This is a genomic window from Arhodomonas sp. KWT2, assembly GCF_041949875.1.
Taxonomy (GTDB): Bacteria; Pseudomonadota; Gammaproteobacteria; order Nitrococcales; family Nitrococcaceae; genus Arhodomonas; species Arhodomonas aquaeolei.
Genome location: NZ_JBHFPQ010000019.1, coordinates 1 through 11093, shown reverse-complemented (window position 1 = coordinate 11093; position 11093 = coordinate 1). Strand labels below are relative to the sequence as shown.

General features: G+C 69.9%; 11 protein-coding genes. 3 read left to right on the top strand and 8 right to left on the bottom strand.

Going from position 1 to position 11093, the window contains the following annotated elements; genetic code table 11:
- Nucleotides 1-38: 38 nt before the first annotated feature.
- Nucleotides 39-1271, bottom strand: coding sequence for a multifunctional CCA addition/repair protein (locus ACEZHJ_RS00855; protein ID WP_018717588.1), 1233 nt, complete (start codon nt 1269-1271; stop codon nt 39-41).
- A gap of 11 nt (nt 1272-1282) precedes the next feature.
- The gene (locus tag ACEZHJ_RS00850; protein ID WP_163139300.1) at nt 1283-2242 is read right to left on the bottom strand and encodes a complex I NDUFA9 subunit family protein; all 960 of its coding nucleotides are present in this window, start codon (nt 2240-2242) and stop codon (nt 1283-1285) included.
- 248 nt (nt 2243-2490) lie between these two features.
- Between ACEZHJ_RS00850 and ACEZHJ_RS00845 the strand changes: the two genes are divergently transcribed.
- Nucleotides 2491-3285 (top strand): sulfite exporter TauE/SafE family protein, encoded by a 795-nt coding sequence (locus tag ACEZHJ_RS00845; RefSeq protein ID WP_163139299.1) that lies wholly within the window; start codon nt 2491-2493, stop codon nt 3283-3285.
- Nucleotides 3286-3294: 9 nt separating this feature from the next.
- On the opposite strand, the gene accC is transcribed toward ACEZHJ_RS00845, so the two are convergent.
- From accC to cutA, 6 genes are all read right to left on the bottom strand, one after another.
- Nucleotides 3295-4638 (bottom strand): acetyl-CoA carboxylase biotin carboxylase subunit, encoded by a 1344-nt coding sequence (accC, locus tag ACEZHJ_RS00840; protein ID WP_018717585.1) that lies wholly within the window; start codon nt 4636-4638, stop codon nt 3295-3297.
- A 33-nt stretch (nt 4639-4671) separates the two neighbouring features.
- Nucleotides 4672-5139 carry an acetyl-CoA carboxylase biotin carboxyl carrier protein gene (accB, locus tag ACEZHJ_RS00835; protein ID WP_018717584.1) on the bottom strand — a complete coding sequence of 156 codons (468 nt, stop codon included), beginning with the start codon at nt 5137-5139 and terminating at the stop codon, nt 4672-4674.
- 6 nt (nt 5140-5145) lie between these two features.
- On the bottom strand, nt 5146-5589 hold the full coding sequence (gene aroQ / locus ACEZHJ_RS00830; protein WP_018717583.1) for a type II 3-dehydroquinate dehydratase: 444 nt from the start codon (nt 5587-5589) through the stop codon (nt 5146-5148).
- Nucleotides 5590-5736: 147 nt separating this feature from the next.
- Nucleotides 5737-6243 (bottom strand): TlpA disulfide reductase family protein, encoded by a 507-nt coding sequence (locus ACEZHJ_RS00825; RefSeq protein WP_018717582.1) that lies wholly within the window; start codon nt 6241-6243, stop codon nt 5737-5739.
- A gap of 8 nt (nt 6244-6251) precedes the next feature.
- Nucleotides 6252-8135 (bottom strand): protein-disulfide reductase DsbD, encoded by a 1884-nt coding sequence (gene dsbD / locus ACEZHJ_RS00820; RefSeq protein WP_163139298.1) that lies wholly within the window; start codon nt 8133-8135, stop codon nt 6252-6254.
- A gap of 38 nt (nt 8136-8173) precedes the next feature.
- A complete protein-coding gene (cutA, locus tag ACEZHJ_RS00815) occupies nt 8174-8509 on the bottom strand; it encodes a divalent-cation tolerance protein CutA (protein WP_018717580.1) in 336 nt (111 codons plus the stop codon).
- A 247-nt stretch (nt 8510-8756) separates the two neighbouring features.
- Here cutA and ACEZHJ_RS00810 point away from each other — a divergent pair, with 247 nt between their 5' ends.
- Nucleotides 8757-9047 carry a co-chaperone GroES gene (locus ACEZHJ_RS00810; protein ID WP_018717579.1) on the top strand — a complete coding sequence of 97 codons (291 nt, stop codon included), beginning with the start codon at nt 8757-8759 and terminating at the stop codon, nt 9045-9047.
- A gap of 58 nt (nt 9048-9105) precedes the next feature.
- Entirely contained in the window at nt 9106-10752 is a 1647-nt protein-coding gene (groL, locus tag ACEZHJ_RS00805) for a chaperonin GroEL (protein WP_018717578.1), read from the top strand.
- Nucleotides 10753-11093: the final 341 nt, after the last annotated feature.

Genomic DNA, 11093 nt, shown 5'->3' with positions numbered 1-11093 from the left:
TGACTCCTGGATGTGGCCGCCCCGCGGGGCAGCGGCGTTCACGCGGCCCGCCAGTCCTCGCGGACCGCCGCCACGGCCCGCGCACGGGCGTCGGCCATGGCCTCGGCGATGGCCGGCCCCTTCAGGCCCTGCTCGACGAAGGGCCGGGCGGTGACCCCGCAGGCGGCCCCGAAGGCGTCCCGCAGATAGCGTCCCTGAGGATACTCGCTGTCGGCGAAACCGGTGCGCCCCCGTGCATCCGCGGTGCAGGCGTCGATGAAGCGTGTCAGGCGCTCCGGCTTGCGGAAGGCGTCCAGCTCCGAGAACAGCTTCACCACCCGCGCTGGCCGCAGCGTCAGGGCCTGGTGGGCGAGCAGGTGGTGACGGGTCACGCCCCGGGCGGTGTCCCGGCAGGCGTTGGGCACCCGCAGTCGCTCGCACACGGCATCGACCAATGGTACCCCGCGCGCCTCGTGGCCGCGGTGACGGGGCAGCTCGTCGCCCGGGGTCTCGCCCTTGCCCAGGTCGTGGACCAGCACGGCGAAACGGGTGGCGAGCTCGTCGCTGAGCCCCACGCAGGCGTCCAGCGACATCAGGACGTGCTCGCCGGTATCGATCTCCGGGTGGTAGTCCGCGCGCTGGGGCACACCGAAGAGGCGGTCGACCTCGGGCAGCAGCACGGCCAGGGCACCACACTCGCGCAGCACGCGCACGAAGGCGCTGGGCGCGTCGCTGACCAGCGCCCGGCTGAACTCCTGCCAGACCCGCTCGGGGACCAGCGCGTCCACCTCGCCGGCCTCGACCATCTCCCGGCACAGGGCCAGGGTCTCCTCCGCCACGCGAAAACCGAGCGGCGCGAAGCGCGCGGCGAAGCGCGCCAGGCGCAGGATCCGTACCGGGTCCTCGCGGAAGGCGGGGGAGACGTGACGCAGCAGCCGTGCGTCGAGGTCGGCGCGACCGCCGTAGGGATCGACGACGGTGCCGTCCCCGTCCTGCGCCATCGCGTTGACGGTGAGATCGCGCCGGGCGAGGTCCTGCTCCAGGGTCACGTCCGGCGCGGCGTGGAACTCGAAGCCGTGATAGCCCCGCGCGGTCTTGCGCTCGGTGCGCGCCAGCGCGTACTCCTCGCGGGTCCGCGGGTGCAGGAAGACCGGGAACTCCCGGCCCACCGGCTCATAGCCGGCCTCGCGCATCTCCTCGGGGGTGGCGCCGACCACCACCCAGTCGCGCTCGTGCACCGCCAGCCCGAGGAGCCGGTCGCGCACCGCACCGCCGACGAGATACGCGCGCACGGCGCCCCGCCTCAGACCCGGCGGGCGCTGCGGCGGAAGCGGTTGTAGTACTGTCGCTGGCGTCGCCGGCCGACGTACATCGGCACCACCGCCTCCACGGCGGTGGGATGGATCCCCAGCCGGGCCAGGCCGTCGTCGCTGCAGACGTTGTCCACCTGGCTGGAGAGGTAGTTGTCCATGGAGTAGGGCTTGCCGGGCACGCGCTCCATCACCCGCGCCTGCAGCCGCGAGAGCCGGTCGGAGAGACCGATGATGGGCTTGTTCGTGCCGATCAGCTCGGCGCAGTAGCTCACCAGCTCGCGCAGGGTATAGACCGACGGCCCGCACAGCTCGTAGCGCTCGCCGAAGGTGTCCGGATCGTTGAGGCAGTTCACGAACGCCTGGGCCACGTCACCCACGTACACCGGCTTGAACCGCGCCTCGGGGGTGGGCAGCGGCAGGAACGGCGCCATGCGCAGCATGGTGGCGAACTGATTGAGGAAGTTGTCCTCCGGCCCGAAAATCACCGACGGGCGGAAGACCGTGACCCCGAAGCCCGCACGATTGGCCTCCATGGCGATACGCTCGCCCTCGGCCTTGGTCTGCTGGTAACGGCTCGGCGCCTCGGGGGCGGCACCCAGGGCGCTCATGTGCAGCAGCCGCTTCACGCCGGCGGCACGGGCCCCCTCGACCAGGTTGCGCACCAGGCGTACATGGACCTCGTCGAAGCCGCGCCCCCGGCCCGGCTCGTCGTTGAGCACGCCGACCAGGTTGATCACGGCATCGAAACCGGAGATCTCCCGGCGCAGGGTGTCCGCATCGTGGATGTCCGCCTCCACCAGCTCCAGGTTGGGGATGGGCAGCAGGTGCCGGCTGCGCTCGCGATTGGTGGTGATCACCCGGATACGCACCGGGGTGTTCGCGAGGCGGTTGGCGATGTGCCGGCCGACGAAGCCGGAGCCGCCGAGGATGCAGACGGAGTCCACGCGCATGGGTTCAAGCCCCCTATCGATGATATAGCTGGCGCCTATTGTACTAATCTTTCCAGCGGTATTGTCATGCCCCGGCCGGTCCGCGCGTTGCCCCCCGGGCACGTGCGGGCCCCGAGGGAAACCGCTGGACAGGACCTTCCGCCGCGGAAAGCCACATGTCCGGGCCCACCCGCCGCCAGCCATGATCTGCGATACTGGGCCGGCGGCGCCGGCCCGGCGCCACCCGACGCGGCAAACCGGGAGGTCCCTTGGAAACCCTGATCGCCTACCTGCTGACCGGCGCTGCCGCCGGCTTCGCCTCCGGCCTGTTCGGCATCGGCGGCGGGCTGATCATCGTCCCCACCCTGCTCGGCGTGTTCGCGCTACAGGGCCTGAGCACGGACATCGCCACCCACCTCGCGGTCGGCAGCTCGCTGGCCACCATCATCGTCACCTCGCTGTCCTCGCTGCGCGCCCACGCGCGGCTCGGCAACATCCGCTGGGCCGTCTGGCGACCGCTGGCCGCGGGGCTCGCCGTCGGCGCGATCGGCGGCGCCCAGATCGCGGGCATGATGCCCGGGGAGATGCTGCGCAGCATATTCGGCATCTTCGCGGTGGTGATGGCGCTGCGCATGGCCCTCGGTGGCCAGCCGCCGGCCCACCGGCAGGTACCGGGGCACGCCGGGCTCGCCTCCACCGGCGTGGGTTTCGGGGTGATCTCGAGCATCGTGGGCATCGGCGGCGGCAGCCTCACGGTGCCCTTCCTCGCCTGGTGCGGCGTGCCCATGCGCTACGCCGTGGGTACCTCCGCGGCGGCGGGCCTGCCCATCGCCCTGGCGGGATCGCTGGGCTTCGTCATCTCCGGCGGTATCCACGCCACCAGCGAGCTGCCGAGCGGCGCGACCGGCTTCGTGTACTGGCCGGCGGTGGCCGGACTCGCCGCCGCCAGCGTGCTGCTCGCGCCGGTGGGGGCGCGGCTCGCCAGCCGCCTGCCCCAGCACATCCTCAAGCGCGCCTTCGCGCTGCTGCTGGTGGTGGTCGGCGTGCGCCTGCTCTGGGGCTGAGGGCCGGCCTCAGCCCAGGCCCAGCTTCTTCTCCAGGTAGTGGATATTGGTGCCGCCGGCACGGAAGGCGGAGTCGCTGAGCAGGTCCAGGTGGAGTTCCGCGTTGGTCTTCACGCCGTCCACGACCAGCTCCGTGAGCGCGGTGCGCATGCGCGCGATGGCGCTGTCGCGGTCGTCCGCCCAGGTGATGATCTTGCCGATCATGGAGTCGTAGTGGGGCGGCACCACGTAGCTGGAGTAGATGTGCGAGTCCACCCGCACGCCCGGCCCGCCCGGGGCGTGGAACTGGGTGATCTTGCCCGGTGACGGGATGAACGAGCGCGGATCCTCCGCGTTGATCCGGCACTCGATGGCGTGGCCGCGCCAGGTGATGTCCTCCTGGCGGTAGCGCAGCGGCTCGCCGGCAGCGACGCGCAGCTGCTCGGCGACCAGGTCCACGCCGGTGACCTGCTCGGTGATCGGGTGCTCCACCTGGATGCGGGTATTCATCTCGATGAAGTAGAAGCGCCCGTCCTGGTAGAGGAACTCGAAGGTGCCGGCACCACGGTAGCCGAGCTGCCGGCAGGCCTCGGCGCAGCGCTCGCCGATGTCGCGACGCTGCTCCGGCGTGAGCCCCGGCGCGGGGCTCTCCTCGATCACCTTCTGGTGGCGGCGCTGCATGGAGCAGTCGCGCTCGCCGAGGTGGATGGCGTTGCCGTGCTGGTCGGCGAGCACCTGGATCTCCACGTGGCGCGGGTCGTCCAGGTACTTCTCCATGTAGACGACGTCGCTGCCGAAGGAGTTCTGCGCCTCGGCCCGGGTCACGGAGATCGCGTGCAGGAGGTTCGCCTCGCTGCGCACCACGCGCATGCCGCGCCCGCCGCCACCGGCGGCCGCCTTGATGATCACCGGATAGCCGATGCGCGCGGCGGTGGCCAGGTTCTCCTCGCTGTCCTCGCCGAGGGGACCGCCCGAGCCCGGCACACAGGGGATCCCCGCCTCCTTCATGGCCTCGATCGCCGAGACCTTGTCGCCCATCATGCGGATGGTCTCCGCGCGCGGGCCGATGAACACGAACCCGGAGTTCTCCACACGCTCGGCGAAGTCGGCGTTCTCCGAGAGGAAGCCGTAGCCGGGATGGATGGCGACCGCGTCGGTGACCTCCGCCGCGGAGATGATCGCGGGGATGTTGAGATAGCTCTCCCCGGACGGGGGCGGGCCGATGCACACCGACTCGTCGGCAAGGCGCACGTGCTTGAGCTCGCGGTCGGCACTGGAGTGCACGGCCACGGTTCGCACGCCGAGCTCGCGGCAGGCGCGCAGGATACGCAGGGCGATCTCGCCGCGGTTCGCGATGACGACTTTATCCAGCATGTTGACTATCCGTTAGCGAGTGGGGGCGCACGCTCAGTCGATGACGAACAGCGCCTGGTCGAACTCCACGGGCTGGCCGTTCTCGACGAGGATACTGCGCACCGTGCCGGCCTTGTCGGCCTCGATCTGGTTGAGCATCTTCATGGCCTCGATGATGCACAGCGTATCGCCGACCTCGACCTGCTGCCCCTCCTCGACGAACGCCGTCGAGCCCGGCGACGGGGAACGGTAGAAGGTCCCCACCATGGGCGAGCGCACCGTGTGGCCGGTGGGCTCGGCGGGCGCCGCCTCGCCGGAAGGCCCGTCCGCCGCCGGCGCGGCGGGGGCGGCTGCGGGCGGGGCCGCCGCCTGGGGCGGCATCTGGTAGTGTACCGGCGCCGCCGGGGCGTCCGGAGCGCCGCGGCTGATGCGCACCGACTCCTCGCCCTCGCAGATCTCGATTTCGTTGATGCCCGATTCCTCGAGCAGCTCGATGAGGCGCTTGATCTTGCGAATATCCATGAGTTATCAGTCCTGTCCCGCACGCCGAAGCGCTGCGTCCAAGGCGTATTCATAGCCGTCCGCGCCGAGGCCGGCGATCACCCCCACGGCACGATCGGAGAGATAGGAATGCCGGCGGAAGGGCTCACGCGCATGCACGTTGGAGAGGTGGACCTCGATGAACGGGATCGCCACTCCGAGGAGTGCATCACGGATGGCCACGCTGGTGTGGGTGAACGCCGCCGGATTGATGATGATAAAATCCACGGCATCGTCCGCGGCGCGGTGGATGCGCTCGACGATCTCGTGCTCGGCGTTGCTCTGGAAGCACGCCAGCTCGCTGCCGGCCGCCCGCGCCCGCCCAACAAGGCCCTTCTCGATGGACTCGAGGCTCGCCTGCCCGTAGTGCGCCGGCTCCCGCCGGCCGAGCAGGTTGAGATTGGGACCGTTGATCAGCAGTAGCGTCGCCATTGCCCTTCCTCGAATGGCGACAGCCATACCCGATGGCTGTCGTCAGCCGCGTATTCTGAACGCCTGAAACGGGTTTGTCCAATTGCCCGGATTTCCCCGCCTTTTCGCCGCTTTTGGCAGCCATTTCGCGGCAGCGGAAAGGCGCGATCAACCCCCGCCGGAGAGCTCTTCCAGGATCGGCGCAAGCTCGCCGCGGTGAACCTGGCGGGCGAAGATGTGGCGTATGCGCCCCTCGCGGTCAATGACCACGGTGTAGGGCAGCGTACCCGCATCGTTGCCGTAACGGGCCTGCACATCCATGGCCATGCCGAGGCCGTGAAGGGTGGGGTATTTCAGCGGCTGCTCGTCCATGAACCGCCTCACCGCGTCCAGCCGGTCCACCGCCACGCCGAGGAAGCGCACGTCGCCGAAGCGCGACTGCAGCTCGTTGAACAGCGGGATCTCCTCGCGGCACGGTGGACACCAGCTCGCCCAGAAGTTGAGCACGATCACCTGCCCGTCCCACTCGGTGATGGCGTGACGCTCGCCGTCGAGCCCCGGCAGCGAGAACACCGGGCGCATCTCCGGCTGGCGCTGCTGGTACCAGACCAGCCCGCCGGCGCCGATGGCGACGCCGAGGAGGACGGCGAGCGCGATATAGATGGTCCGGCGCATGTGTCGCATCATCCCGCGGCCCCGTCGTCATCCCAGGCCCGGGCCAGCCGGCCCAGGAACTCGTCCGGGCCCACGAAGCCCACCACCCGGAGCTCGCGACGCTCCTCGCCGTCGGCCCCGAAGAGCATCACCGCCGGCGGCAGGTAGACGTCGTAGCGCTCCAGCAACCGCTTGTCCGTGGCGTCCATCTCGGTGACGTCCACCCGCAGCAGCCGGGCGTCGGCGAGGCGCTCGCGCACCCGCGCACTGGAGAACGTCTCCTCGTCGAGCTTGATGCAGTAAACGCACCAGTCGGCATAGAAGTCCACCAGGGCGGGCTCGCCCGCGGCACGGGCGTCGGCGAGCGCATCACGCAGACCGGCGAGATCGGCCACCTCGCGGAAGCCACCGGCGGACGAACGCGCCGCGCCCGCATCACCGCCCTCCTGCGCCGCCACCACGGCCGGCGTACCGGCGTCCGCCTCCAGCGACGCCAACGGCCGCCAGAGGTCGTCGCCCCCCGCGGACGCCCCGACCAGCGCGACCGTTCCCCACAGCGCGAGGACCAGGCCGCCGGCCTTGCGCAGGCGCCGGGACGCCGACGCACCGGGCCCGAGGCGGTCAAAGGCGCCGATGAACACGCCACAGCCGATCAGCAGCACGCCCCAGAGGCCGAGCGTCAGCGCACCGGGGACGAGCCGGTCCAGCAGGTAGATGGCCACGGCAAGGAGGAGCACGCCCCCGCCGGCACGCACGGCCTGCATCCACGGGCCCGCCTTCGGCAGCCAGCGTCCGGCGGCGGTCCCCACCACCAGCAGCGGCACGCCCATGCCGTTGGCGAGGACGAACAGCGCCAGCCCGCCGAGCCAGGCATTGCCGGTGGTGCCGATGTAGGCGAGCGCGGCGATCAGCGCCGGCCCCGAGCAGGCACCGACGATCAGCGCCGAGAGCACTCCCATCACCAGTACGCCGACGACCGTGCCGCCGCGCTGGCGGTGGGAGAGCGCGGTCAGCCGGGTCTGCCAGCCACTCGGGAGCTGGAAGTTGATGACGCCGAACATGGCCAGCGCCATCACCACCAGCAGCGCAATGAAGCCGCCGAGCACCCACGGCCCCTGCATCTGCGCCTGCACCGCCGCCCCGGACAGCCCGGCGAGCACGCCGGCGAGGGCGTAGGTCACGGCGGTGGCCTCGATGTAGACCAGTGACAGCCAGAACGCCCGCCAGCCGGTGCGGCGGCTGTCGCCGGCGATCAGCCCGGAAAGGATGGGCACCATCGGGTAGAGACAGGCGGTGAACGCGAGCAGCAGACCGGCGACGAAGAAGCCGCCGAGCACCGGGAGCACCCGGCCACTCGCGAGCGTATTGCCCAGCGTGCCACCGAACACCCCGGCAGCGGCAGCCGGGCCGCCGCCCCCCGCGCCCGCGGCGGGCACGGAAACGGTGGTGGTCGCCGGCGGATAGCACACACCGGTCTCGGAGCAGCCCTGGTAGTCCGCCTCCAGGGTCAGCGGCCCGGCGCGGTCGACGTAGATGGACATCGACACCGGCTCGCGGTAGATCCCCACCTCGCCGAAATAGGGGTCCTCCTCGATCTCCGCCGGCGGACGCTCCACGCGGACCACGGCATCGTCACCACCGGTGGTGCGGAACGCGATCTTGTCCCGGTAGAGATAGTAGCCGTCCTGGACGGACCAGGTCGCCACGATGCGGTCCTCGGAGACGCGCTCAACGGACAGCGGAAAGGCCTGCTCCACGGGCAGCAGGTCGCGCTGGCCGCCGACCGTGTCGGAAAGCACGCCCGCCTGCGCGGGGGCGACGAGCGTGAAGAGCAGCGCCAACAGCAGGGCGAGCCGGCAGCACAGGCGCGGCGCCGGGCCGCCCGGGGATATGTCGTCGCGGGTGTCTTGCATGGCCTCCGCCATCGCCGGATTCGGTGCTTGCGCGGACCTCAGTCCGCGGCGGCCCCGGCGGTCTGCTCCGTGACCCACTGCAGATAACCCGCCAGGCCCGCGGCTATGGGGACCGCGATGATCTCCGGAAGTTCATCCGGATGGTTCTCGCGGATCGCCGCCTCCAGGCGCGGAAAGGCCTCGCGGGTAGTCTTCGCCACCAGCAGCAGCTCCGGGTCGTGGTGCACCTCCCCGGCCCAGCGGTACACGGAGGTCAGTCCAGGGATGATGTTCACGCAGGCGGCGTGATGACCGCCGACCAGGGCGTCGGCGATGCGCTCGGCGGTCTCGCGGTCGGGACAGGTGGACAGCGCGACGAGATGCGGCTCGGACACGGGGACCTCCACTGGCCGGTTTTGCGGGAACGGATGCCGCCCGGCGGCGGCGCGGCGGTTGAATTGTACCATCGCCACCCCAACCCACAGCGGCACGCCGGGGCGCCGCCGCTGACACGGGCGCACGGCTATTGACTGACCCGATGAGCTGACTATCATTAGCACTCACCTGTGGCGAGTGCTAACAACGGACTTGCCGGGCATCAGACAAACACATCGTGGAACAAGCCTTTAAAGGAGACGAGCGATGAATCTGCGTCCTCTTCACGATCGCGTAGTGGTCAAGCGCCAGGAGGAAGAGCGCACCTCCCCCGGCGGCATCGTCATCCCCGACACCGCGGCCGAGAAGCCGATCCGTGGCGAGGTCGTCGCCGTGGGCACCGGCAAGCGCCTGGACAACGGCGAGGTTCGTCCGCTGGACATCAAGGTCGGCGACAAGGTCCTGTTCGGCAAGTTCTCCGGCACCGAGGTCAAGCTCGGTGACGAGGATGTCCTCGTCATGCGCGAGGACGACGTCATGGCCGTCATCGAGGACTGAACGGTCCCGGCAGCGAAACATCCCCGATCGGATAACCGGATAAGAGGTAGAGAGCACAATGGCAGCTAAAGACGTACGCTTCGCCGACGACGCCCGTCAGCGCATGGCCAAGGGGGTCAACACCCTCGCGAACGCGGTGAAGGTCACCCTCGGCCCGAAGGGCCGCAACGTGGTCCTCGAGAAGAGCTTCGGCGCGCCGACCGTCACCAAGGACGGCGTCTCCGTCGCCAAGGAGATCGAGCTCAAGGACAAGTTCGAGAACATGGGCGCGCAGATGGTCAAGGAGGTCGCCTCCCAGACCTCCGACAGCGCCGGTGACGGCACCACCACCGCGACCGTGCTCGCCAACGCCATCCTCCGCGAGGGCTTCAAGGGCGTGACCGCGGGCATGAACCCGATGGACCTCAAGCGCGGCATCGACAAGGCCACCGGTGCGGCCACCGAGGCCCTGCGCGATCTCTCCAAGCCCTGCGACACCGACAAGGCGATCGCCCAGGTCGGCACGATCTCCGCGAACTCCGATGACGAGATCGGCAAGATCATCGCCGACGCGATGAACAAGGTCGGCAAGGAAGGCGTCATCACCGTCGAAGAGGGCTCCGGGCTCGACAACGAGCTGGACGTGGTCGAGGGCATGCAGTTCGACCGCGGCTACCTCAGCCCCTACTTCATCAACAACCAGCAGAGCATGTCCGCGGAGCTCGAGGACCCCTACATCCTCCTCTGCGACAAGAAGATCTCCAACATCCGCGAGCTTCTGCCGCTGCTGGAGAACGTCGCCAAGTCCAACCGCCCGCTGCTGATCGTCGCCGAGGACATCGAGGGCGAGGCGCTGGCGACCCTGGTGGTCAACAGCATGCGCGGCATCGTCAAGGTCGCCGCCGTCAAGGCGCCCGGCTTCGGTGACCGCCGCAAGGCCATGCTCCAGGACATCGCCGTGCTCACCGGCGGCACCGTGATCTCCGAGGAGGTCGGCCTGACCCTCGAGAAGGCGACCCTCGAGGAGCTCGGCACCGCCAAGAAGGCGAACATCACCAAGGAAGAGACCACCATCGTCAGCGGCGGTGGCCGTGCCGACGACATCAAGGCCCGTGTGGACCAGATCCGCACCCAGATCGAGGACGCCTCCTCCGACTACGACCGCGAGAAGCTCCAGGAGCGCGTGGCCAAGCTCGCCGGCGGCGTTGCCGTGATCAAGGTGGGTGCCGCCACCGAGGTCGAGATGAAGGAGAAGAAGGCCCGCGTCGAGGACGCCCTGCACGCGACCCGTGCGGCCGTCGAGGAGGGCATCGTGCCCGGCGGCGGCGTCGCGCTGCTGCGCACCCTCAAGGCCCTGGAGAGCGTCAAGGGCGACAACCACGACCAGGACATGGGCGTCGCACTCGTGCGCCGTGCCATCGAGGAGCCGCTGCGCCAGATCGTGACCAACGCGGGTCAGGACGCGGCGGTCGTGGTCAACGCCATCCTCGCGGGCGAGGGCAACTACGGCTACAACGCCCAGACCGGGGAGTACGGTGACATGGTCGAGTTCGGCATCCTCGACCCGACCAAGGTCACCCGCACCGCGCTGCAGAACGCCGCCTCCGTGGCCGGCCTCATGATCACCACCGAGTGCATGGTGGCCGAGCACCCTGAGGAGAAGGACGACGGCGGTGCCGGCGACATGGGCGGCATGGGTGGCATGGGCGGTATGGGCATGATGTAAGCCCGCCGTCCGGCTCACACACCCGAGCCGTACGAAAGCCCCGCCCCGCGCGGGGCTTTTTTTTGGTTCATCGCCCCTGCACATGAGCACCGACCCGACAGGCCGGGCGACACCACCGCGGCTGTCTGTCGGTTGCCAGGCGCAGCCGGACCTACCCGGAATCGCGGCGGCTCGGCCTCTACCGTGGCTCAGCCGCTCCAGGCAGACCGGTAGGTCGTGCACGGCCGCGGGCCGTGTGCGACATCTTCAATGACCGCGCCGGAATGTCGCACGCCTGCGGCGCACGACCTACGCGGGTTCCCGTAGGTTGGCGCCTCCTGGCAGCCAACATCCCGTCCTGC

Excerpts from the sequence above, each read along its gene's own strand:
- ACEZHJ_RS00850 (WP_163139300.1), bottom strand. The coding sequence starts at position 2,242 with ATGCGCGTGGACTCCGTCTGCATCCTCGGCGGCTCCGGCTTCGTCGGC.
- accC (WP_018717585.1), bottom strand. The coding sequence starts at position 4,638 with ATGCTGGATAAAGTCGTCATCGCGAACCGCGGCGAGATCGCCCTGCGT.
- accB (WP_018717584.1), bottom strand. The coding sequence starts at position 5,139 with ATGGATATTCGCAAGATCAAGCGCCTCATCGAGCTGCTCGAGGAATCG.
- aroQ (WP_018717583.1), bottom strand. The coding sequence starts at position 5,589 with ATGGCGACGCTACTGCTGATCAACGGTCCCAATCTCAACCTGCTCGGC.
- ACEZHJ_RS00825 (WP_018717582.1), bottom strand. The coding sequence starts at position 6,243 with ATGCGCCGGACCATCTATATCGCGCTCGCCGTCCTCCTCGGCGTCGCC.
- dsbD (WP_163139298.1), bottom strand. The coding sequence starts at position 8,135 with ATGCAAGACACCCGCGACGACATATCCCCGGGCGGCCCGGCGCCGCGC.
- ACEZHJ_RS00810 (WP_018717579.1), top strand. The coding sequence starts at position 8,757 with ATGAATCTGCGTCCTCTTCACGATCGCGTAGTGGTCAAGCGCCAGGAG.
- groL (WP_018717578.1), top strand. The coding sequence starts at position 9,106 with ATGGCAGCTAAAGACGTACGCTTCGCCGACGACGCCCGTCAGCGCATG.